This window comes from Candidatus Pantoea floridensis, from assembly GCF_900215435.1.
GTDB lineage: Bacteria > Pseudomonadota > Gammaproteobacteria > Enterobacterales > Enterobacteriaceae > Pantoea > Pantoea floridensis.
The window spans coordinates 497,658-518,533 of the sequence record NZ_OCMY01000001.1 but is presented as its reverse complement, the minus strand read 5'-3'; the positions used below and the strand labels follow the sequence as shown (position 1 = coordinate 518,533).

The 20,876-nt window shown below is 55.6% G+C and carries 22 protein-coding genes; 14 read left to right on the top strand and 8 right to left on the bottom strand.

What is annotated here, in order from left to right; all coding sequences use genetic code 11:
- The first annotated feature begins 184 nt into the window (after positions 1–184).
- The 5 genes from CRO19_RS02500 to CRO19_RS02480 are packed head-to-tail and all read left to right on the top strand — an operon-like array spanning position 185 to position 4,782.
- The gene (locus CRO19_RS02500) at positions 185–1,036 is read left to right on the top strand and encodes a transporter substrate-binding domain-containing protein (RefSeq protein WP_097094456.1); all 852 of its coding nucleotides are present in this window, start codon (positions 185–187) and stop codon (positions 1,034–1,036) included.
- Positions 1,037–1,048: 12 nt separating this feature from the next.
- On the top strand, positions 1,049–1,768 hold the full coding sequence (locus CRO19_RS02495; RefSeq protein WP_097094455.1) for an ABC transporter permease: 720 nt from the start codon (positions 1,049–1,051) through the stop codon (positions 1,766–1,768).
- A gap of 11 nt (positions 1,769–1,779) precedes the next feature.
- Positions 1,780–2,508, top strand: coding sequence for an ABC transporter permease (locus tag CRO19_RS02490; protein WP_097094454.1), 729 nt, complete (start codon positions 1,780–1,782; stop codon positions 2,506–2,508).
- A 1-nt stretch (position 2,509) separates the two neighbouring features.
- Positions 2,510–3,304 carry an ABC transporter ATP-binding protein gene (locus CRO19_RS02485; protein ID WP_097094453.1) on the top strand — a complete coding sequence of 265 codons (795 nt, stop codon included), beginning with the start codon at positions 2,510–2,512 and terminating at the stop codon, positions 3,302–3,304.
- Positions 3,301–4,782, top strand: a complete 1,482-nt coding sequence (locus tag CRO19_RS02480) for an HAL/PAL/TAL family ammonia-lyase (protein ID WP_097094452.1) — start codon at positions 3,301–3,303, stop codon at positions 4,780–4,782. The genes CRO19_RS02485 and CRO19_RS02480 overlap by 4 nt, the downstream gene beginning before the upstream one ends.
- Positions 4,783–4,869: 87 nt before the next feature.
- Here CRO19_RS02480 and CRO19_RS02475 read toward each other — a convergent pair whose 3' ends face one another.
- Positions 4,870–5,505 (bottom strand): flavin reductase family protein, encoded by a 636-nt coding sequence (locus CRO19_RS02475; protein ID WP_097094451.1) that lies wholly within the window; start codon positions 5,503–5,505, stop codon positions 4,870–4,872.
- A 154-nt stretch (positions 5,506–5,659) separates the two neighbouring features.
- Here CRO19_RS02475 and CRO19_RS02470 point away from each other — a divergent pair, with 154 nt between their 5' ends.
- The 6 genes from CRO19_RS02470 (at position 5,660) to rlmF (ending at position 11,076) form a co-directional block, all read left to right on the top strand.
- On the top strand, positions 5,660–6,565 hold the full coding sequence (locus CRO19_RS02470; RefSeq protein WP_097094450.1) for a LysR family transcriptional regulator: 906 nt from the start codon (positions 5,660–5,662) through the stop codon (positions 6,563–6,565).
- Between the two features lie 110 nt (positions 6,566–6,675).
- Positions 6,676–8,559, top strand: a complete 1,884-nt coding sequence (locus CRO19_RS02465) for an FUSC family protein (protein WP_097094449.1) — start codon at positions 6,676–6,678, stop codon at positions 8,557–8,559.
- A complete protein-coding gene (locus CRO19_RS02460; RefSeq protein WP_097094448.1) occupies positions 8,549–8,743 on the top strand; it encodes a DUF1656 domain-containing protein in 195 nt (64 codons plus the stop codon). The genes CRO19_RS02465 and CRO19_RS02460 overlap by 11 nt, the downstream gene beginning before the upstream one ends.
- Positions 8,736–9,656, top strand: a complete 921-nt coding sequence (locus CRO19_RS02455) for an efflux RND transporter periplasmic adaptor subunit (protein WP_320204455.1) — start codon at positions 8,736–8,738, stop codon at positions 9,654–9,656. The genes CRO19_RS02460 and CRO19_RS02455 overlap by 8 nt, the downstream gene beginning before the upstream one ends.
- 18 nt (positions 9,657–9,674) lie before the next feature.
- Positions 9,675–10,070 carry a hypothetical protein gene (locus CRO19_RS02450; RefSeq protein ID WP_097094446.1) on the top strand — a complete coding sequence of 132 codons (396 nt, stop codon included), beginning with the start codon at positions 9,675–9,677 and terminating at the stop codon, positions 10,068–10,070.
- A gap of 79 nt (positions 10,071–10,149) precedes the next feature.
- Positions 10,150–11,076, top strand: a complete 927-nt coding sequence (gene rlmF / locus CRO19_RS02445) for a 23S rRNA (adenine(1618)-N(6))-methyltransferase RlmF (RefSeq protein ID WP_097094445.1) — start codon at positions 10,150–10,152, stop codon at positions 11,074–11,076.
- Positions 11,077–11,078: 2 nt separating this feature from the next.
- Here the strand turns inward: rlmF and ybiO are convergent, their stop codons facing one another.
- The 6 genes from ybiO to rhtA all read right to left on the bottom strand — a co-directional run bounded on the left by ybiO (position 11,079) and on the right by rhtA (position 17,752).
- Complete coding sequence (ybiO, locus tag CRO19_RS02440; RefSeq protein WP_097094444.1) at positions 11,079–13,355, bottom strand: mechanosensitive channel protein; 2,277 nt, start codon at positions 13,353–13,355, stop codon at positions 11,079–11,081.
- Between the two features lie 157 nt (positions 13,356–13,512).
- Positions 13,513–14,235, bottom strand: coding sequence for a glutamine ABC transporter ATP-binding protein GlnQ (gene glnQ / locus CRO19_RS02435; RefSeq protein WP_097094443.1), 723 nt, complete (start codon positions 14,233–14,235; stop codon positions 13,513–13,515).
- Positions 14,232–14,891, bottom strand: coding sequence for a glutamine ABC transporter permease GlnP (gene glnP / locus CRO19_RS02430; RefSeq protein ID WP_097094442.1), 660 nt, complete (start codon positions 14,889–14,891; stop codon positions 14,232–14,234). Before glnP ends, glnQ begins: the two co-directional genes overlap by 4 nt.
- 83 nt (positions 14,892–14,974) lie before the next feature.
- Complete coding sequence (gene glnH, locus CRO19_RS02425) at positions 14,975–15,721, bottom strand: glutamine ABC transporter substrate-binding protein GlnH (protein WP_097094441.1); 747 nt, start codon at positions 15,719–15,721, stop codon at positions 14,975–14,977.
- A 322-nt stretch (positions 15,722–16,043) separates the two neighbouring features.
- Positions 16,044–16,547, bottom strand: coding sequence for a DNA starvation/stationary phase protection protein Dps (gene dps, locus CRO19_RS02420; protein ID WP_097094440.1), 504 nt, complete (start codon positions 16,545–16,547; stop codon positions 16,044–16,046).
- Positions 16,548–16,846: 299 nt separating this feature from the next.
- A complete protein-coding gene (rhtA, locus tag CRO19_RS02415; RefSeq protein WP_097094439.1) occupies positions 16,847–17,752 on the bottom strand; it encodes a threonine/homoserine exporter RhtA in 906 nt (301 codons plus the stop codon).
- 378 nt (positions 17,753–18,130) lie between these two features.
- On the opposite strand from rhtA, the gene ompX reads away from it, so the two are divergent.
- Positions 18,131–18,643, top strand: a complete 513-nt coding sequence (gene ompX, locus CRO19_RS02410; protein WP_097094438.1) for an outer membrane protein OmpX — start codon at positions 18,131–18,133, stop codon at positions 18,641–18,643.
- Positions 18,644–18,795: 152 nt separating this feature from the next.
- Here ompX and CRO19_RS02405 read toward each other — a convergent pair whose 3' ends face one another.
- Positions 18,796–18,990 carry a hypothetical protein gene (locus CRO19_RS02405; protein ID WP_097094437.1) on the bottom strand — a complete coding sequence of 65 codons (195 nt, stop codon included), beginning with the start codon at positions 18,988–18,990 and terminating at the stop codon, positions 18,796–18,798.
- A 231-nt stretch (positions 18,991–19,221) separates the two neighbouring features.
- Here CRO19_RS02405 and mntR point away from each other — a divergent pair, with 231 nt between their 5' ends.
- Complete coding sequence (gene mntR / locus CRO19_RS02400; RefSeq protein ID WP_008102536.1) at positions 19,222–19,680, top strand: manganese-binding transcriptional regulator MntR; 459 nt, start codon at positions 19,222–19,224, stop codon at positions 19,678–19,680.
- Between the two features lie 19 nt (positions 19,681–19,699).
- Positions 19,700–20,809, top strand: coding sequence for an SLC13 family permease (locus tag CRO19_RS02395; RefSeq protein WP_097094436.1), 1,110 nt, complete (start codon positions 19,700–19,702; stop codon positions 20,807–20,809).
- The last annotated feature ends 67 nt before the right edge of the window (positions 20,810–20,876 follow it).

Here is a 20,876-nt window from a genome sequence, read left to right as displayed (position 1 = left end):
TTGCTAGGTTGTATGTACAAGTAAAGACCACGTAGCGATTATGTTTTTTTATAGTGGCTGGCTCACAAAAAGCTTATGCCGACAATGATCTGCCGCACGCTAACTTGTATATACATGAAAGGTCATCTGCAAATTCACCTTCAGCAGAGACCGCCTCATTCGATTAATGACCAGGAGAAGCCGCATGACGCACCGCGCTCAGATTCGCCGTTTTTGCCTCACGACCCTGTTTGCCAGCCTGATGATCAGCGGCGTTGCTGCACAGGCTAAAGAGTGGAAATCGATCACTATCGCTACCGAAGGCAGCTATGAACCCTGGAACCTGACGCTGCCGGGCGGCAAGTTAGGCGGTTTTGAACCTGAGCTGATGGAAGATCTGTGCAAGCGCATGGGTGTTCAATGCAAACTGGTGGTGCAGAACTGGGACGGTATGATCGCCGGCCTGAATGCCGGTAAATATGACGTAATCATGGATGCGATTGTCATCACGCCAGATCGTAAAAAAGTGGTCAACTTCACCGCGCCTTATGCTTCAACGCCCGCCACCTTTATCACCACTAAGGACAGCCCGCTGCTTCCGGCCGATCACAACATCATCAAGCTGCATGACGATGAAAAAGAGATCAACGCAGCAATTGCCCCGCTGAAAGCGGCGCTGAAGGGCAAAACCATCGGTATCGCCTCCGGCACCGTCTACACGCCGTTTATTGATAAGTACTTCAAAGGTGATGCCGACGTACGCGAGTACACCTCATCCGCGGATGCCATCCTCGATTTGCAATCAGGACGTATCGATGCGGTGTTTGATGACGTGACTTTTGCGCAATCGATGCTGGCGCGCAAAGAGAACAGCAACCTGATCTTCAGCGGTCCACAGCTCGGCGGCCCAATCTGGGGCGAGGGCGAAGCGATGGGCGTACGCATGGCGGATAACGATTTGAAAGCCAAACTCGATGAGGCCATTCATGCGGCGCTGGCTGACGGTACTGTCAAAAAGCTCAGCGAGAAGTGGTTTAAAACTGACGTAACCCCGTAAGTGAGGTGAAAGATGATGAGCCTGCTGAGTTTTGGTGCTGATGGCTGGGGCCGCCTGATCCTGAGTGCTGCCTGCACCACGCTGCTGCTGTCGCTGGCGGCGCTGATGATTGGTGCGGTAGTCGGTTCCGGGGTCGCGGCGGCTAAGTTATCGCCTCAGCGCTGGCTGCGCTGGTTGGGTGAAGGCTATTCGGTGGTGTTTCGTGGCATCCCGGAACTGCTGGTGATCTATCTGTTCTACTTTGGCGGATCGGGCCTGATTACGCTGGTGGGACAGATGTTCGGCGCGGATGGCTTCATTGAAGCGCCACCTTTTCTGATTGGTGCGCTAGCGATTGGGCTCATCTCCGGTTCATATCAGGGGGAAGTGTATCGCGCGGCACGTTTGGCGCTGGCCAAAGGTGAAGTTGAGGGGGCCGTGGCGATTGGTATGCCGCGTTGGCGTATTGCGCAGCGCATTCTGCTGCCGCAGGTGGTGCGCTATGCGCTGCCGGGCATGTCGAATGTGTGGCAGATGAGCCTGAAAGATTCAGCGCTGGTATCGGTGACCGGCATCGTTGAATTGATGCGCGCCAGCCAGGTCGCGGCCGGATCCACGCGCGATTACTTCACCTTTTATCTGGTCGGCGCTGCCTGCTATCTGGTGCTGACATTAGTGTCTAATCATGCGTTCCGTCGGGCGGAATCGCGCCTGGGTCGTGCGTGGCAAAGTCGCACTGCGGCACAGCATTAAGGAGCAGCAGCATGATCGATTTCGCCTTTCTCTCCGACACCTTTCTCAAGCTCAGTGCGGCGCTGCCGGTGACGCTCGGCCTGTTTATCAGCGCCTTTCTCTGCGGCGGCATTTTGGCGATTGGCATTTTGTCGCTGCGCATGAGTCGCTGGCGGGTGCTGAGCGGCTTTGCGCGCGGCTACATTTTAGTGTTTCGCGGCTCGCCGCTGATGATCCAACTGTTTCTGATCTATTACGGTCTCGGCCAATTTGGTGTGATTCGCCATAGCTTTGTCTGGCCGTTCCTGCGTGAGCCGTTCACCTGCGCGGTGCTGGCGTTGTCGCTGTGTACGGCGGCCTATACCGCGGAAATTCTGCGTGGGGCGCTGCTGGCAGTGCCTGCCGGACAAGTGGAAGCCGGGCTGGCCTGCGGCATGTCGCGCTGGCTGCTGCTGCGCCGCATCATCGCACCGATCATGCTGCGCTATGCGCTGCCGGCTTACTCCACCGAGGCGATTCTGCTGGTGAAATCCACCGCGTTAGCCAGCCTCGTTACCGTTTGGGACGTCACTGGCGTCGCACAGCAGATTATTCAGCGCACCTATCGCACCATGGAAGTGTTTATCTGCGCCGCGGCTATTTACCTGATTCTTAATTTTATTATCGTCCAGCTGTACGCGCTGTTAGAGCGCCGTCTGAGTGCGCAACATCGTGCCGCAAAAAAGCCGTTGCCCGCCGTTAAACCGCTTGCCGGAGAGTAATATGCACCACACATCACCCGTTACCTTATCCGCCACCGATATCCATAAATCTTTTGGCGCGATGGAAGTTCTGAAAGGCATTTCGCTGCAGGCCCATAAAGGCGATGTCATCTCGATTCTCGGTGCCAGCGGCTCGGGCAAAAGTACCTTGCTGCGCTGCATCAACCTGCTGGAAACACCGGATGCCGGTGTGGTGAGCGTCGGTGGTGAAACCATTGAGATGAAACACCATGCGCGTGGGCACCGCCTGGCGGCGAATCCCAAACAGATTGAGCGTCTGCGCTCGCGCCTTGGCATGGTATTCCAGAGTTTTAACCTGTGGTCGCACATGACGGTGCTGCAAAACGTCATTGAAGGCCCGCACTTTGTTCTGAAACGCGATAAGAAAAGCTGCATCGCACAAGCGGAGCAGCTGCTGGACCGCGTGGGTTTGCTGAATCGCAAAGATTTCTACCCGGCGCAGCTCTCCGGCGGCCAGCAGCAGCGTGTGGCGATTGCCCGCGCGCTGGCGATGGATCCGGAAGTGATGTTGTTCGATGAACCGACTTCTGCACTCGATCCTGAACTGGTAGGCGAAGTGCTGAAAGTGATGCGCAGCCTGGCAGAAGAGGGGCGCACTATGCTGGTGGTGACCCACGAAATGGGCTTTGCGCGTAATGTCTCTAACCGCGTGGTGTTTATGCATCAGGGCACCATTGATTGCCAGGGCGCGCCGGAAGAGATGTTTGGTGAACAGGGATCGCAGCGCTTCAAGCAGTTTATCTCCAGCCATCATGGCGCGGAGCCGCAAGCATGACCGTGGTGTGGGGCGATGGTCCCTTAACGTGGCAAGAACTGGTGCAGGTGGCGCGGCACGATGCGGAACTCGGTCTGAGCGTCAGCGCCTGGCAGCGCATCGCGCAAGGGCGCGCCATTGTTGATGAGATTGTGGCGAGCGGCCACATCGCTTACGGCATCAATACCGGATTGGGCGCACTGTGCAACATCACGCTGCCGGAAGATCAGCTCAGCCAGCTTTCACGCAATACGTTGCTGAGCCATGCGTGTGGCGTGGGCCCGCTGCTAACGCGTGAACAGGCGCGCGCCATTCTGTGCGCGGCGATTGCCAACTACAGCCATGGCAAATCTGGCGTGTCGGTAGCGCTGGTGCAGCATCTGCTGGCGCTGCTGAATCAGCAGATTACGCCGCAGGTGCCGTCGCAGGGATCGGTCGGTTATCTCAGCCACATGGCACATATTGGCCTGGCGCTGATTGGTGTGGGTGACGTGGAGTATCAGGGCCAGATTATGCCTGCCGCGCAGGCGTTGGCAACAGCAGGGCTAACGCCCTATCGCCCCGGCGCCAAAGAGGGGTTGAGCCTGGTCAACGGTACGCCGTGCATGACCGGTTTATCCTGCCTGGCGCTGGATGATGCGGCGCGTCTACTTGATTGGGCGGACGTGACCGGCGCGATGAGTTTTGAGGCGTTGCGCGGACAGCTGGTGGCCTTTGATGCCGAAGTGATTGCGCTGAAAGCCAGTCCGGGTATGCAGCTGAGCGGCCAGCGCTTGCGCCAGCTGCTCAGCGACAGCCCGCTGCTGGCGGCAAGCGTGGGTATTCGCACCCAGGATGCGCTGAGCCTGCGTTCCATGCCGCAGGTACACGGCGCCAGCCGCGATCAGTTCGATCACGCCGCGCGCCAGATTGCTACCGAACTCAATGCCTGCACCGACAATCCGCTGGTGCTCGGCACGCCGGATGCGTGGCGCGTGGTGTCGCAGGCTAATCCTCACGGTGAATCGGTGGCGATGGCGGCGGATCTGCTGGCGATTGCGATGGCGGAAGTGGGCAGCATCGCCGAGCGTCGCCTCGATCGCCTGGTCAATCCTTTGGTTAGCGGCTTACCGGCGTTTCTGGTGGCGCAGCCGGGCGTCAACTCCGGCATGATGATTGCGCAGTATGTGGCGGCGTCGCTGTGTGCGGAGAACCGTCAGCTAGCGCAACCGGCGGTGCTGGATAACTATGTCACCTCCGGTTTGCAGGAAGATCATCTCAGTCTCGGTACCGGCGCAGCGCTCAAGCTGCTGAAGCTGGTGGGCAATGTGTGGCAGATTCTGGCGATTGAGTATCTGCTGGCGGCGCAGGCGCTGGATTTCCACGGTGAAGATCAGCTGGCGCAGGGCACGGCGCAGGCATTACGCCGCCTGCGCGCGGAGGTCGCTAACTGGCAGGAAGATCGCTGGCTGGCACCGGAGATCGCGCGCGCGGTAGCGGTGTTGAAAAACGGGTTGTAACGCGTGGTTTTTAAGGCGGCCGCCATCAATGGCGACCCTACAAACCGCATGAGCCCATCGTAGGGTCGCCATTCATGGCGACCGGGCTTACGAGGAGCGGCGGGCGTCCGGGCGCACCAAATCAAAGCGCAGCGCTTCACTGATGCCGTAATAGGCCGACGGGCCACCGGCACGCAGGATCGGTTGCGCTTTGGCAGTTTGATAGATGCCATTTTCCAGCAGTGCTTCATCAATATGAATGGCGACGGCTTCTCCCAGCACCAGCCAGCTATCAATCGGGTTACCCTGCGCATCCTGCAGCTGAATCAGCTGTGTCAATTTACACTCAAAATTTACCGGGCTTTCCGCCACCATGCTGACATTCACGTGTGACGCCGCAAGCGGCGTTAATCCCGCCAGCGCGAACTCATCCTGATCCGCAGCCACCGAGGCGGAACTCTCGTTCATTGCTTCAGCCAGCGGGCGCGTTGCCAGGTTCCAGACAAACTCTTTGGTCTCTGAGATATTTTGTACGCTGTCTTTCCAGCCGCTGCTGGCAAAACCGATAATCGGCGGATGGTAATTGAAGCAGTTAAAGAAGCTGTACGGCGCCAGATTGCGCGTACCGCTGGCGCTTTGTGAGCTGACCCAGCCAATGGGGCGTGGACCGACGATGGCATTCAGCGGATCGTGCGGCAAACCGTGTCCAGCGCGTGGCTGATAAGAGTAACGTTGGCGTGTCATTTCTTCTGCTCCCGATGATGATCAATGTTTTATCTTAGCGGGTTAGCTTCTGCCACCATAGCCAGCAGTTGCGTACAGCGCACGCATTGCTCCCCGTTGTTTACCCAAGCGTAATGCGGCTAGTATGGCCTTTTCGTGAGGGCAGGGAGCGATAATGAAACATCCGGATTTAAATCTATTAATTGCGCTAGATATCCTGCTGGAAGAGGGCAGCGTGGCGGCGGCTGCCCGGCGCATGCATCTTAGCGCACCCGCCATGAGCCGCACGCTCGGCCGAATTCGCGAGACGTTGGGCGATCCGATTTTTGTTCAGGCAGGGCGCAAAATGGTACCGACACCGCGCGCGCTGGCGCTGCGTGAGCAGGTGCGCGCGGCAGTTGAACAGGCGACGCAGGTACTGACGCAAGGGGAGAATGCGCCTTTGGCGGAGCTCGAGCGCCGCTTTAATGTGCGCGCCAATGACACCTTCACCGGCTTTTATTCTGGTCGCGTATTAGAGGCGATGGCGCAGGAGATGCCGCGTGCGCTGCTGCATTTCGCTCCGGAAGAGGATGATGTGGATGTTGAATTACTGCGCAGTGGCCGTGTCGATCTGTTTATCAGCGCCGCTCGTCAACTGGGGCCAGAGATTCGCGTACAGCCGCTGTTCACCACGCGTTTTGTCGGCCTGGCGCGTAACGACCATCCCATTTTCGCCAGCGATATTTCCCCCGAACAGCTGACGCGCTGGGGACATATCAGCATTTCCCGGCGCGGTAAAGCCAGCGGGCCAATTGATAGTGCGCTGGAGCAGCAGGGGTTGCAGCGTCAGGTCTCGCTAATTGTTGCAACACCCTATAGCGCGATTTTTGCGCTGCAGGATTCGGATCTGCTGCTGCCGCTACCGGAACATCTGGCGCGCAGTGCCATTACCGCCGGAATGCGGGTGCGCATGTTTGAGCTTCCGGTGCCGCTAGAGACCGTGCTGCTGACGCAAGCCTGGCATCCACGCTTTCAGCAGGATGCGGCGCATCGCTGGTTGCGTCAGACCCTCCGCCAGTTATGCAGCGGCGACAGCTGAAGAGTGATTAACCCGTGCGTTTAACGCACTCATCAATTTAATAATCGTCACTTTTACGCATGGATTCCTTTCCCTACAGTGAGCCCAACTTTCACGGTTGAGGATCATCCATGCAGTCCCGTATTCTCTCATTTATCCACCGGCTCGTGTCGCAATGCGATTTCACGACGCCGCGCGCGACCTATGTATTGCGCGCCTTGCTGGCCGCCAATCTCGCGCTGGTGGTGGCCTACGCGCTGGAACTGGATATGCCGTATTCCGCGGCGACCACCGTATTACTGGTATTGAACCCCGTTCAGGGGGCGGTATTGGGTAAGGGAAAATGGCGTTTGATCGGCACGCTCGCCGGCATGGTGGTGGCGCTGGCGCTGATGGCCGCTTTCGCTCAGCTTCCCTGGCTATTCGTCCTGACAGAAAGCCTGTGGCTCGGCATCTGCGTACTGGCGATGAGCGTGCTGCGTCACTTTCGCGCCTCAGGCGCGGCGGTGGCCGGATACACCATTGGGCTGGCAACGCTTGGTGCCATGCAGCATCCCGAACTGGCCTTTGAACATGCGGTGGGGCGCGCCTCGACCGTCGCGATCGGCGTCATGTCGCTGGGTTTGGTGACGGCGCTGTTCAGTCGGCGCACGCTCAGCAGCAAACTTGATGCTTTACTCCTGCGGTTAACGCAACAAACCGCCGCGCTGCTGGCCGCCCAAGGGCCCGCTACGGCGCAACATCGGCTGATGACAGAAATCTACAGCGTTGATGATTTGCTGGCGGCGGCACGTCACGAGTCCGTCACGCTGGCGCAGCATACGCGCGCGATCCAACAGGCGATGGATGCGTTGGCTGAAATGGTGGCGTCTTGCCAACACTCGCAACAGACAGTCTGGCAGGATGTTGCCGCTGCGCTCGCGCAGGGCCGGGCGGGATTAGCGGCGGCACGACATCTGCTGCGGGAGGTGCGTGCCGATGAAGCGCAATCTCATCAGTCTCATATCATCGCCATGCAACGCGTGGTGCAGGTGCTCAGCTATTTGCCGTATACCTCTTCTTCGCCCCGCCTGGTTGCACCGAGTTTTCATCGTGACTGGAGCGGTGCGCGGCGCAATGGATTACGCGCTTTTGTAACCTTGCTAGCGGCATCATCTCTGTGGCTTGGCAGCGGCTGGCCAGCCGGGGACATCATGCTGCTGATCATTGCGCCTTATTGTGCGCTGCTCTCTACATCTCCTCATCCCGCCGCGGGTGCGCGCCAGTTTCTGCGTGGAACCTTCTATGCGCTGCCAATGGCATTGATCTGCGCCTTTGTGGTGCTGCCGCTGATTAATGGTTTGCCGCTGTTGTTACTGGTATTGAGTCTGTTCTGGCTGCCGGGCATTTATGCCACCAGTTTTCCACAGCATCTATTGAGCGGACTGGCGTATCTGGTGGGATTCAACACCTTAACTGCGGCCAGCAATCCGATGGTGTATGACATTTCCCAACTTCTCAATTGGTCGCTGGCGTGGCTGACGGGCACGGCCTTGACGCTGCTGGCCTTTCAGTTAATGCCCCGCAACCCGGCGCGGCATGTGCAGAGACTGCAGGCGCGGATTCGGCTCAGTAGCCTTGCACTGCTGGCAGGAAAGCCCGCCAGGCCGCTGCGCTGGCAGCAGCAACAGCAGCATCGATTGGCGCAACTTGGCGCACTGCTGCGCACGCACCCAGAAGAGCACGATCGCGTATTGCAGCAGGGATTAGCCAGCCTGCAATTAGGGCGTGAAATCCTGCGCCTACGCGCCCTGACGCTGAATTCTCAATGGCAGGCGCAAATGGTTCGCGCTCAACAGCGCATCGCACGGCGCGTTGGCAACCCGCGCAAGGCGGCAAAACATGCCCAACGCACGGCACGCATCCTGCGGGAAGATGCCGCCTCGGCGGCCTGTTTAACCGCCATCGCCCATGTTTTACAGCAGCATGCCGACTACTTCTCGCCGCAGCAGATAGGGGGATCGCATGTTAAGTGAGGTGTCGATTGCGGGCATCTATCTGCCGCCTTTCTTTATCTATCTCTGTGCCACGTTCCCGCTGTTCCTTGCAGCACGCGCGCTGCTGTTGCGTTGTGGTGTGCTGCGTTGGGTCTGGCACCCGGCGCTGTTCGAATTTGCTTTGTCGTTTCTCTTACTGGCGGTGTTCATTCTCTATGTCTGATTCAACATTCTCATGGAAGTCTTCCCTTAAGGTCTTAATGACGTTGGCCGTGGTGGTGGCGGCACTCTGGCTGGCGATGGTGTTATGGCGCGCCTACGTGCTGGCGCCCTGGACACGCGATGGTCGCGTCAGTGCGCAGGTGATTCGTATCGCCCCGGAGATCTCTGGCACGGTGCAGGCGGTGCCGGTAGCGGATAACCAGTTTGTCGCGCGCGGCACCACGCTATTTGTGATTGATCCGCTGCGCTTTCAGCTGGCGCTGGCGCAGGCGGAAGCCCAGCTCAGGGAGGCCAATGCCACGTTGCAACAAAAACGCGATGAGGCGCAGCGGCGGCGACAGATGGCTGCATTACTGGCGGCCGAGGAGGTCCAGCGCGCGCGCGAAGCGTTGCAGGTAGCGGAGGCGCAGCAGCAGCAGGCGAGTGCGGCGCTGGCCCTCGCGCAGCTGAATTTACAGCGATCTACGGTGCGGGCGCCGGTGGATGGCTACGTGACGCATTTGCGCTTGCAGGCGGGTGATTACGCGGTGGCCGGTACGCCGGAGGTGGCGCTGGTGGATGCACATAGCTTCTGGATCACCGGCTACTTCGAAGAAACCAAATTACATGCCATCCGAATTGGCGACCGCGTTGATGTTCATCTGATGGGCGATAGCCAAACGCTCAACGGCCACGTTGCCAGCTTTGGGCGTGGCATCAGTGACGCCAATCAGCAGGTTGATGCGCAGGGCTTGCCCGGCGTAGAGGCCACCTTCAGCTGGATTCGCCTGGCGCAGCGCATTCCGGTGCGTATCGAACTGGATGCGTTACCGAAAGATAAATTACTCACGGCTGGCATGAGTTGCAGCATTGCGGTGGCGGGTGAAACGCCCGCGCACGGGCGTCTGACAACGCTGCTGGCGAAATGGCTTTAATCCTTCTCAGGAGGTTGTATGTCTTTAAATCAAAACGATTTTTACGTCTATGATGTTCAGGATTTCCCGCTGGTTTATCTTAACCAGCAGGCCGTGCTGCCAGGTTACGCCAGCCAATGGGAAGCCGAAATGCTGGCGCTGCTACAGCAAGAGTCGCCGTTTGTGGTGGTCTATGATCATATGCGGGTAGAGGAAACCGAGGCCGACCGGCGGCAGCGGGGGGACTGGCTGATTCGCCATCGCCAACTGCTGAGTCAACGCTGCAAAGGAATGCTGAGTATTGAGAGTGAGGCATCGCGCTGTGCGGAATTGCGCAAGATGCGCAAAATGTTCGGCATTCCGCATCAGGTGGTGAGTTCACGCACTTATGCCCTGGCGCAGATGCAGCAATGGCTGGCTCGCGCACAGAAATAATGGCAAAAAACGGCGGCTGATAATTTCTTTTACGCGCGCAGCGGGGTATCTTACGCCCGCGCTATTTTCCGGAGAAACTATGAACAAGCCAGCCGCCACGTCACCTTTCCATCCGCGTAACCGCCATCAGGGCCGTTATGATTTTGCGGCTCTTACCGCAGCCCATCCGCCGCTGGCGGTGAAAGTGCGTCCCAACGGCTACGGCGAGTTGTCGGTGGATTTCGCCGATCCTGAAGCAGTGATGCTGCTGAATCAGGCGTTATTAAAACTGTTCTATAACCTGAACTGGCAGCTGCCGGCAGGTTACCTCACCCCGCCGGTGCCGGGCCGCGCTGACTATGTGCATGCGCTGGCCGATCTGCTGGCGAGCGATAACGGCGGCGTGATCCCGCGTGATTTGGATGTGATGGATATCGGCTGCGGCGCGAACTGCATCTATCCGCTGATTGGCAATGCCGAATATGGCTGGCGCTTTACCGGCACCGACATCACCGCGGAGGCCATTACCGCGGCGGGACAGATCGTGGCGAGTAATTCTGGCCTGCAGCGCGCAATTCGTTTGCGTCGACAAAAGGATGCGTCATCCATTTTCGCGGGCGTAGTGCATAAAAACGAACGCTACCATGCGGTGCTGTGTAATCCACCGTTCCACGCCTCTGCAGAAGAAGCAGCCAGCGTTGGCCAGCGTAAAACGCGTAACCTGGGCCTGGGCAAAAACGCGCCGCTCAATTTTGGCGGTCATCACAGCGAATTATGGTGCGACGGCGGTGAACGTAAGTTCGTGGGTCAGATGATCGATGAAAGCGTGGCGCACGCGGACCAGATTGTGTGGTTCACCTCGCTGGTCTCTCGTAAAGAGAATCTACCGGCGCTGCGTGACCAGCTGCGCGATCGGGAAGCCTATGAAGTGCGCATCATCGAAATGGCACAAGGGCAGAAGCAGAGCCGCTTTATCGCCTGGACATTCCAGCCGCCCGCGTCACGCGCGAAGCGGCTGAAACGCTAAGCTTATTGCGCCGGTGGCAACGCCGGTAAGCTGGCAGCCGAGGTGATATCGCTGCCGGTTTGCATCACCTCCACCGTTTGGTGCGGCGCTTTAATGCCGGCCGCATCAAAATGCTTCTTCACCTTATCATCCAGCGCAAAACGCACCGTCCACTGCTTCAGCGGTTGAGTGGTGAAGGAGACGCGCACGGTAAAGGATTGATTGGTTAATCCCACCAGGCCGGCAAAGCTTGGCTCGCCGATCACCATGCCGCGAATCTCCGGGTTCTCCAGCAACTCTTTTACTGCCGCTTGCAGCGTCGCGTTAACGCGTTCGGTATCTTCACTGCGATCCACATCATAGTTGGCGACGAATGAGCCGATGCCGCGCACAAAGTTGGCGAAGGTGGTGATCGAAGACCACGGAATAATGTGATAGGCGCCAGTATCCTGACGTACGCCCACCGAGCGAATCGACATGCGCTCCACCGTGCCGGTAATCGGCCCAATCGTCACTAGATCGCCGGTGTTCATGCCGTTTTCAAACTGAATGAAGATGCCCGTAATGATGTCTTTCACCAGCGTTTGTGAGCCGAATGAGACCGCCAGACCGAGCGCACCGGCACCGGCCAGCAGCGGCGCAATGTTCACGCCGACTTCTGACAGCAAAATCATGATGGTGATGGTGCTGATGACCACCGCCAGCGCATTTCGGAATAGCGTCAGCAGCGTACGGGTGCGCGCGCTGGGCATGGGACGACCATGCGAATCTGAGGCCAGGCGGCTCTCAATCAGGCTGGCCAATAGCGTCCAGCCTACCGCCGACAGCAGCACAATCATCACGATGCGAATCAGCACATCCACCATTTTCTGTCCGCTGCCGAGGGTCAGCCAGTGCCAGAGATCAAACAGATTCCACGCGTTCAGCAGCAGCAGCAGCGTGGCAAACACGGTGAGCACACGCGCCAGTTTCAGCAGCGCTTTTACCCAATCATTAACGCGCTTTTGCAATTCAGGGTAGTTGCGACGCAGATCCGGCGACAGCGTGACGGTTTTACCTATCCAGCGCGTGAGGATGCCGGAAATCAGTGCGGCAATCACGACGATCGCCAGGCTGCGCACCGTGGCGGACATCATAAATTTCAGACTGTCGCCAGGATTGAAGATCGAAAGGAGAAACAGCGTGAGAAAATAGGCGCTTGCCAGCCAGTGCCACACCACGCCAAAGGCGCGAATAAACAGCGCGAAAAACGTCATGCTGCGATCGGCCAGTCGCGACAGCTCATGCTGAATATTGCTTCTGTTGCGGAAAATCAGCCACAGGGCCCAGCCGGTCATGATGAACATAATCAGCATGTTAACCAGCGCAGCCACCTGAATGTTGACCTGATTGGCAACAATGGGCACCACGACTAATAAACCATAACCAATTATCCCGCTCAGCCAGCTTAACCGGGTATTCCAGTAGCTGGCGCGCGCGTCCGCCAGGTGGAAGAAGCGCAGCGCGGGAAAGTGCGGGCAGAAAATCAGGCGCAATACCGCTTTGAAAAATTCAATCAGCGCGAAGGCGTTGAGGAACAGCCCTTGCTGATAGGCGATGGTGCGGTTGCCGTTGTGATAGTTGTCGCTGATGATCTGGCCGACAAACAGCGTCAGCGCCAGCAGCAGGAGATCGAGGACAAAGGCCAGTACGATCATAGCGGGCAGGTGCAGCCATTTGGTGCGTTCAAGATTTTGCTTGCGTCCCCAGCGGCCCATGCGCTGCCAGACTGGCCACATCAAACGGCGCGTCAGCCAGTAGAAAGCAAACACCGCCGCGGCGAGGGCGGCGAAGTATTTCAGCGCATTGAAAAAGGTTTGCTGGTTAAAGGCCTTATGCGGCGCATTGGTGATGTTGTCATGCAGCTGAACGAATTGTGACGCCACCGCGCCGCCATATTCACGCGTGACGCTGGTGATACTCTCCAGCACCGTCGGATCTTCCTGATCCGCCTGCGGCGGCGCCAGCACCGGCTGTTCGCTGGAGGATTGGCTGTTGGCGGCCTGGCGCAGCTGATCGATCAGTTCCTGACGTGAGGCGTTGTTATCCAGAATATTGGCCAACGCGGCGTAAGCGGCTTTTTTCTCTTCTACACTGGGTTCGCCTTCGGCGGTGCTGCTCGCGGCCGGCGTTTGTGTCTGCTGTGCCGCGACGGCGGCCTGAGGCAGATTGACGGCCTGCGCTGAAGGCATGAGAAACAGGGTGAGCAAACTGAAGAGTAACCACAGAGTGGCACGACCTGGTGGGCTGGCAGACAACATCGCTTTCTCCTTGAACGGCACAAGAGAGAAGTATAGTCAGTGATGGAAGGTACAGATTCTGCAAGGAAAATTGATTTGCGCGCGAGGCGGTGGGGGAAGAAGGTCGTCATCAATGACGACCTTACAGAATCGGTCGCCAACGATGGCGACCAGGCTATCAGGAAACGTGCTGCAGGAACTCGCGCAGGCGATCACTTGGCGGGTTGGTGATCAGTTCATCCGGGTTACCGTCTTCAGCTATGGTCCCTTTATCGATGAAGATCAGACGCGAAGCCACTTTCTGCGCGAAACCGACTTCATGCGTTACGATGACCATGGTCATGCCTTCTTCGGCCAGATCCTGCATCACTTTCAATACTTCGTGACGCAGCTCAGGATCGAGCGCTGAGGTAGGCTCATCAAACAGCATCATTTTCGGCTTCACCGCCAACGCGCGCGCAATCGCGACGCGCTGCTGCTGACCACCGGATAGCTCAGAAGGGAAGTGGTGCGCGCGCTCGGCGAGGCCCACTTTACCCAGCAGCTCACGGGCCAGCTTGTGGGCTTCTTCTTTCTTCGCACCACGAACGCGGATGGGGCCAAAGGCAACGTTATCCAGCGCGCTCATCTGCGGGAACAGATGGAACTGCTGGAACACCATGCCCGCTTCCTGACGAATCAGGCGGTCATCGACTTTCGGATCATTGACCTTCATGCCATCGACAATCAGCTCGCCGGTCGTGATCTCTTCCAGCTTGTTGATGCAGCGCAGCAGCGTAGATTTCCCGGAGCCGGATGGTCCAATAATCACCACCACTTCGCCTTGATTAATTTTCAGGTTGATGTCGTGCAGAACCTGGGTCTGGCCGAAATTCTTCGAGACGTTTTTAAATTCAATCACAGGATTTTCACCCTTTTCTCAATACGGCGCAGCACAAAGCTCAACACCAGCGTAATAACCAAATAGATGATGGCAACGGCGCTCCAGATTTCTAACGCGCGGAAGTTACCGGCGATGATTTCCTGGCCCTGACGCGTCAGTTCAGCCACGCCAATCACGATAAACAGGGAAGTATCTTTAATACTCACAATCCACTGGTTACCCAGCGGTGGCAGCATACGGCGCAGAGCCAGTGGCATAATCACATAACGCAGCGTCTCGCGGCTCGATAAGCCCAGCGCCAGACCCGCTTCACGGAAGCCTTTGTTAATGGATAGCACCGCACCGCGTGTGATTTCTGCGATATAAGCACCGGAGTTGATCATGATGGTGACCACCGCCGCGCTGAACGGATCGATACGCAGGTCGGGGAAGGCCATCGGCAGGGCGAAGTAGATAAACATCACCTGTACCACGATAGGTGTACCGCGGATCAGTTCGATGAATACCAGGGCGATGTTATTCGTGATCCAGCCGCCGTAAGCGCGGGCAAAACCGGCGACCAGGCCGATAATTAAACCGCCGACCAGGCCGAGGACCGAGATCAGCAGGGTCATTTTGGCGCCTTCGATTAAAATCGGCAGTGCGGGCCAAATGACGCTCCAGTCAAACTCCATGGTGTGACTCCAAAATCTGTTGCGTGGAAATGTAAAAAGCAGGGAGGCAAAGCTCCCTGCTGGAATATCGACTTAAGCCGGCATTATTTTGGTTCAGTACCGAACCATTTTTTATAGATAGTGTTGTAAGTGCCGTTATCACGCAGCGTTTTCAGTGCGCCGTTCACTTTTTCACGCAGATCGTCGCTGCCTTTCGGGAAAGCAATGCCATATTGCTGCGCTTCAATTGACTCGCCTACCGCTTTGAAGCGGCCTTTACCGGCGGTATTGATGAAGTAAAGAATGTTTGGCGTGTCGTGCAGGACGGCGTCAGCGCGGTTGGTGCCCAGTTCCATGTAAGCGTTATCGATGTTCGGGAATTGACGCAGGTCTTTCGATTTGATGTGCGCTTTGGCGTAATCTACCGAACCGGTGCCGCTCTTCACTGCCACCACTTTGCCGTTCAGATCGTCGATACTTTTAACGTCTTTTTCATTCTCGCGCACCATCACCAGCAGGCCGCTTTTGTAATAGCCGTCTGAGAACTCAATGGCTTTCTTACGCTCTTCGGTGATGGTGATACCTGCTAATGCCAGATCCACGTTTTTAGTTTGCAGAGCGGGGATAATGCCGCTGAAATCCATCGGTTTGAAGGTGTAATCCAGCTTCAGTTCTTTGGCGACCGCGTCCCACAAATCGATATCAAAACCGACGTACTTATCGCCTTGTTTAAACTCGAAGGGAACGAATGCGGTGTCAGTGGCGACAATCAGTTTTTTATCTGCTGCGGTGGAGGAAAGCGAGAAGGCCAGCGCCAGCGCGGCCACGGAGACTTTAATCAATGACTTCATCATTATTTTCCTTATTACCCTTCAGGCCTGGTGGCCCGATGTACGGCTTATCATATGAAAAAATTATGCCAACTTTTCATTTTTCACGAAATCAGTCGTTTTAAGCACTTGCTGACACGATTTTGCGCAGAAGAAAAATTTTGCACCAGTGGTGGGCACCATAATGGTGCGTAGTGCCGTTGTGGTGCAGGAACAGTGTGCACCAAGGGCGTGGCAAGCGAAAGAAGGGATTAAGGAATTGTTAACAACGTCAAAAAAAGCACCAGAATGTTACAGGCATAAAAAAAGGCGGGATAACCCGCCTTCACTGTTACGCTGAAAATTATTCGATGTTGGATTCAATGAACCACAGGAATTTATCCAGATCGCGCGATGCCGCAGTAAAAATATCCGCAGTATCTTCATCGCTCACTTCAGTAATCGCTTTGCGCGTATCATTAGCGACAACGGCATAGCGATCGGCCAGCGCTTTCAGGTGATCCTGTACGCTATGGATGTTTAGCGGATAACTTTTCAGTGGTGTCTTATCGTTGACGATCTGAGTCGTACCCAGCGCCACACCGCCTAGCTGAACCACACGTTCAGCGATAGTGTCCTGGTGATCGGTAATTGCCGTACGGAAGCCATCAAGCATCTCATGTACGCCAATAAAGTTGGCGCCACGCATATTCCAGTGCGCCTGCTTGGTGATCAGCGACAGGTCAATAAATTCCACTACCAGACGGTTGAGCACCTCGATGGTCGCTTTTTTATCGCTGTCAGCGACGTCATTACGGGTGTAAATCAGATCAGACGATTTAGTTTTAACCAGTTTTGCGGTACTCATCATTAATGTCCTCTTATTGATGGTTGTCCTAATCAAGCACGGAAATAAGTATAGCAGCACATTTAAGTTCTGCAGGAATGATTGAATCAATGACAGGAATAGATAAACCTTGCTGTTGCTCAGGAATTGTGCGTTAGTATTTTTAAGGTTTATAAAACAACGAGTTAATCTATATGTTAATTATTTATTAATCGTGTTGCAAAATAATAATAAGCACCGGCGGTGTAACCAATGAAATGATAATGAGAACGCTTTTATATTCAACCTGCTATATAGCAGGCTGAATAATCACTTATTTATTACTGATGAGTAATATCTACTTCGTTTATTTGCGCGCTTTTTTGCTTCATGGTGAGAGTTGAACCGGCAGAGGCGATAATAATCGCCAGCAGCGCAATCCACTGCTGCAGCGTTAACAGTTCACCGAGGAACAACATGCCCGAAAGCGCTGCCATTGCCGGCTCCAGGCTCATCAGGGTGCCGAAAATACGGGCAGGAAGACGCGTCAGCGCCATCATCTCAAGAGAGTAAGGAATAGCGCTGGAGAGCAGGGCGATAAGCAGCGCCAGCGGCAGGATTTCCCAATGCCAGATGCCCGGCGCGGCAAATGTCAGGCCAAGAGGAACAAAGATTACGGAGGCGATGAGCGAGCCCATCGCCACCGTTGCCGGCCCATGTTCGGCACCAGCACGCTGGCCGGCAAGAATATAAACTGCCCAACAGGCACCCGCACCTACCGCCAGCAGCGCACCGAGCGGATCGATATGGCTCACACCATCACCGATTGGCAACAGGAACCATAAGCCCACTACCGCGAGCAGTACCCAAATAAAGTCCAGCGGACGGCGCGCGCCAATCAGAGCCAGCGTCAGCGGACCCAGGAACTCTAATCCGACCGCCACGCCAAGCGGCACGGTGCGAATCGCTAAATAGAAGAGATAATTCATGCAGCCCAGCGCAAGGCCATACATCAGCAGCGGCTTGCGCTGTTCACGTGTGAAACGTAAACGCCAGGGTTTAAAGATGACGCAAAGAATGAGGGTGCCTAAGCCGAGTCGCAGCGCGGTAATGCCTGGAGCACCAACGGTAGCAAACAGCGATTTCGCCAGTGAAGCTCCACCCTGCAGCGAAAGCATCGCAATGAGAAGAACAGCGATGGGGAACAAAACCGGGGCCAGATTTTTAGTCGTGAAAGGCGCAGACATCCTGTTATTCATTCCTTTATTTATTAACAGCGGAGCAACAAGAGCTCAGTGTAAAGGAATCTTCAGTAAATAAGGAGATACGATCCGGGGAAAAAAAACGTGATGAGTGGTTAGAATTTGGCCATTTTCAGGGCCATTTCCGTAAAGAAATGTCAGGTTAGTTTAGGAATTTACTTAAACGCATTTTTTGTGATCGAAATTTATGTTGCAGGAATATGAAGGTTTTTATAAGTAAAATGAATGACATAGGAAACTTCATTAACTTTCTGTTACACCAAACAATCTGTTAGACAACAAATTGCGGGCAGAGTTTCTTGCTGTTTTTTGTTATATTTATAGCGTTGTCAGGAGAGAAGTATATTCACATTTGAGGTGGTTATGAAAAAAATTGCATGTCTTTCAGCATTGGCTTGTGTACTTGCAGTTTCTGCAGGTTCTGCCATGGCACAAAGCACCGTTACCGGTGGTTACGCTCAGAGCGATTATCAAGGCGTTGCTAACAAAGCAAACGGCTTCAACCTGAAATATCGTTACGAAGACGGTACTAACCCACTGGGTTGGATCGGTTCTTTCACTTACACCGAGAAAGATCGTACTGACGCTGGCGTTTACAACAAAGGTCAATACTACGGCATCACCGGTGGTCCAGCTTACCGTCTGAATGACTGGGCAAGCATCTACGGTGTTGTGGGTGTAGGCTACGGTAAATTCCAGCAGAACGATACTGCAGTACGTTCTAAGTCTGATACAAGCGACTACGGTTTCTCTTACGGCGCGGGTATGCAGTTCAACCCAATCGAAAACGTCGCACTGGACGTAGGTTACGAGCAGAGCCGTATCCGCAGCGTCGACGTTGGCACCTGGATTGCTGGCGTAGGTTACAGCTTCTAAGTTTTTGCTTAGACCAGTTGCACAATAAACGGTCCTTCGGGACCGTTTTTTTATGGGCGCAATTCACCGTTCAGCAGGATTTACCACATTAAAAAGCACAAAGCCCGCGACAGAGGCGGGCTTTGTAGGAATAAGCGTGAGTAGGGAGAGCTTTAGCCGCGCCAGATCAGGTTTGGGCACGGACGTTCAACCAGCTGTTTGCCCGTGAGCTTTTCAATCAGCATCAAACGCAGTGCAAACGGCGAGCGAGTAAACAGGCACAGCAGCGATTTCAGCTCGAAAGCCGGTTTGCTCTGTTCTGTCTGGAAGCATTTACCACAGTCGAGGCAGTTTTTCATGGTAGTCATGTTCACCTCCCGAGTGAATTACGACATAAAACAAGCAGGAGCAGCGAAACGGTGTTCGTCTTTGCATCCTTTATAAGCTATTCGCTTACATTATCAACAAAGATAGCACTGGCTATACTCTTTAGCCAACACTATTTAGGAAAAATTTGTGCTTATTTGTGCCTGGTTTACAATGGGCGCAGCCAGACCGCATCGCAGGTACAGTGCGGCAGATAATAAAGAGGAAGTTGAATGAGTCGTCGTGCAAAAATCGCCACCAACATGCCCCAGGGGCCGCTGAAAGAAATTGAGGAGCATGTCGAAGGATTTCGGCAGGTGCGCGAAGCGCATCGTCGTGAGCTGATTGATGACTACGTTGAGTTAATCTCTGATTTGATTCGTGAATTTGGCGAGGCGCGTCAGGTGGACATGGCTGCACGCCTTGGCGTTTCTCAGCCGACGGTGGCGAAAATGCTTAAGCGCCTCGGTACCACCGGTTTAGTGGAGCAAGTGCCATATCGTGGTGTGTTCCTCACCGCCGAAGGTGAGAAGCTGGCTGAAGCGAGCCGCGTCCGCCACCACATTGTTGAAACCTTCCTGCTGGCGCTGGGTGTTAGCCCGGAAACCGCGCGCCGTGATTCAGAAGGCCTGGAGCATCACGTCAGTGATGAAACGCTGGCCGTCTTCCAGAAATTTTACGAGAGTCGCTAACCACAAGGCTTCCGCCATCATGCCCATAGTGCTTCGTTCCTTAATGCGCGATCGTATCTTGCATTTGCTGTTGCTGCTGGGCGTGATTATGGTGCCGCTGGCGAATTTCCATTGGTCGCAGCTGCCTGGCGCGGTTGACTGGCATACCATCATGACGCTTACCGGCTTATTGATGCTGACCAAAGGGCTGGAGAACAGCGGCTATTTTGATGTACTCGGCGCGCGTCTGATCCAGCGTTTCCAGCATGAGCGCGCGCTGGCGCTGTTTATGGTTTGCGCGGCCGCGTTGCTCTCAACCTTTCTCACCAATGATGTTGCGCTGTTTATTTTGGTGCCGCTAACGTTAACCCTGCGCAAATTTTCACGTCTGCCGATCTCACGCCTGATTATTTTTGAAGCGCTGGCCGTTAATGCAGGTTCGTTATTAACCCCGGTCGGCAACCCGCAAAATATTCTGCTGTGGAGTCATGGAGCGCTCAGCGTTCCCGCTTTTATTGCGCAGATGGCGCCGCTGGCGGCATTTCTGATGTTGACGTTAATGGCGCTCACCTGGTGGAGTTTCCCGGCCCGCAGCATTCAAAAGCATGAACAAGGCGAAAGCCAGCCGTGGCACAAGCCGCTGTTTCTGATCAGCGTGCTGCTTTATATCGTCTTCATTGTCGCTTTGGAGCTAAAAATGACCGGTTGGGCGCTGCTGCTCGTAGCGGCCTGCTTCCTGATCATGGCGCGCAGCGTGTTAATCAGTATCGACTGGAGTTTGCTGCTGGTATTTGTCGCGATGTTTATCGATGTCTTTCTGCTGATGCACTTGCCATGGCTGCAACCCCATTTTGCCGCCATTGGGCAGTTAGGCGAGGGCGGACTTTATCTGTTAGCCATTGGTCTGTCACAGGTCATCAGTAATGTGCCGGCCACCATCCTGCTTTTGCAGAAAGTGCCACCTTCCGATGTGCTGGCGTGGGCGGTCAACATCGGCGGCTTTGGTTTATTGCCGGGCTCACTTGCCAACCTGATTGCCCTGCGCATGGCGCAGGATGCGCGGGTGTGGTGGCGATTCCATCTGTTCTCCCTGCCAATGCTTGCCTGGTCGATGCTGGGTGGATGGCTGCTTTTGCACTTAATGCGTTAGACGGCCAGCCAGTGTCGGCTTGTGTAAAGTTGCATTGGCATTTGTCAATTTCCCATCTAAGGTTATG

What these genes read in the sequence shown, in the direction of transcription:
- CRO19_RS02500 (WP_097094456.1), top strand. Translation starts at nt 185, where the DNA reads ATGACGCACCGCGCTCAGATTCGCCGTTTTTGCCTCACGACCCTGTTT.
- glnP (WP_097094442.1), bottom strand. Translation starts at nt 14,891, where the DNA reads ATGGAGTTTGACTGGAGCGTCATTTGGCCCGCACTGCCGATTTTAATC.
- CRO19_RS02475 (WP_097094451.1), bottom strand. Translation starts at nt 5,505, where the DNA reads ATGACACGCCAACGTTACTCTTATCAGCCACGCGCTGGACACGGTTTG.
- CRO19_RS02460 (WP_097094448.1), top strand. Translation starts at nt 8,549, where the DNA reads ATGTTAAGTGAGGTGTCGATTGCGGGCATCTATCTGCCGCCTTTCTTT.
- rlmF (WP_097094445.1), top strand. Translation starts at nt 10,150, where the DNA reads ATGAACAAGCCAGCCGCCACGTCACCTTTCCATCCGCGTAACCGCCAT.
- CRO19_RS02405 (WP_097094437.1), bottom strand. Translation starts at nt 18,990, where the DNA reads ATGACTACCATGAAAAACTGCCTCGACTGTGGTAAATGCTTCCAGACA.
- CRO19_RS02480 (WP_097094452.1), top strand. Translation starts at nt 3,301, where the DNA reads ATGACCGTGGTGTGGGGCGATGGTCCCTTAACGTGGCAAGAACTGGTG.
- dps (WP_097094440.1), bottom strand. Translation starts at nt 16,547, where the DNA reads ATGAGTACCGCAAAACTGGTTAAAACTAAATCGTCTGATCTGATTTAC.
- CRO19_RS02485 (WP_097094453.1), top strand. Translation starts at nt 2,510, where the DNA reads ATGCACCACACATCACCCGTTACCTTATCCGCCACCGATATCCATAAA.
- rhtA (WP_097094439.1), bottom strand. Translation starts at nt 17,752, where the DNA reads ATGTCTGCGCCTTTCACGACTAAAAATCTGGCCCCGGTTTTGTTCCCC.
- mntR (WP_008102536.1), top strand. Translation starts at nt 19,222, where the DNA reads ATGAGTCGTCGTGCAAAAATCGCCACCAACATGCCCCAGGGGCCGCTG.
- CRO19_RS02450 (WP_097094446.1), top strand. Translation starts at nt 9,675, where the DNA reads ATGTCTTTAAATCAAAACGATTTTTACGTCTATGATGTTCAGGATTTC.
- CRO19_RS02490 (WP_097094454.1), top strand. Translation starts at nt 1,780, where the DNA reads ATGATCGATTTCGCCTTTCTCTCCGACACCTTTCTCAAGCTCAGTGCG.
- ybiO (WP_097094444.1), bottom strand. Translation starts at nt 13,355, where the DNA reads ATGTTGTCTGCCAGCCCACCAGGTCGTGCCACTCTGTGGTTACTCTTC.
- CRO19_RS02465 (WP_097094449.1), top strand. Translation starts at nt 6,676, where the DNA reads ATGCAGTCCCGTATTCTCTCATTTATCCACCGGCTCGTGTCGCAATGC.
- CRO19_RS02470 (WP_097094450.1), top strand. Translation starts at nt 5,660, where the DNA reads ATGAAACATCCGGATTTAAATCTATTAATTGCGCTAGATATCCTGCTG.
- CRO19_RS02495 (WP_097094455.1), top strand. Translation starts at nt 1,049, where the DNA reads ATGATGAGCCTGCTGAGTTTTGGTGCTGATGGCTGGGGCCGCCTGATC.
- CRO19_RS02395 (WP_097094436.1), top strand. Translation starts at nt 19,700, where the DNA reads ATGCCCATAGTGCTTCGTTCCTTAATGCGCGATCGTATCTTGCATTTG.
- ompX (WP_097094438.1), top strand. Translation starts at nt 18,131, where the DNA reads ATGAAAAAAATTGCATGTCTTTCAGCATTGGCTTGTGTACTTGCAGTT.
- CRO19_RS02455 (WP_320204455.1), top strand. Translation starts at nt 8,736, where the DNA reads ATGTCTGATTCAACATTCTCATGGAAGTCTTCCCTTAAGGTCTTAATG.
- glnH (WP_097094441.1), bottom strand. Translation starts at nt 15,721, where the DNA reads ATGAAGTCATTGATTAAAGTCTCCGTGGCCGCGCTGGCGCTGGCCTTC.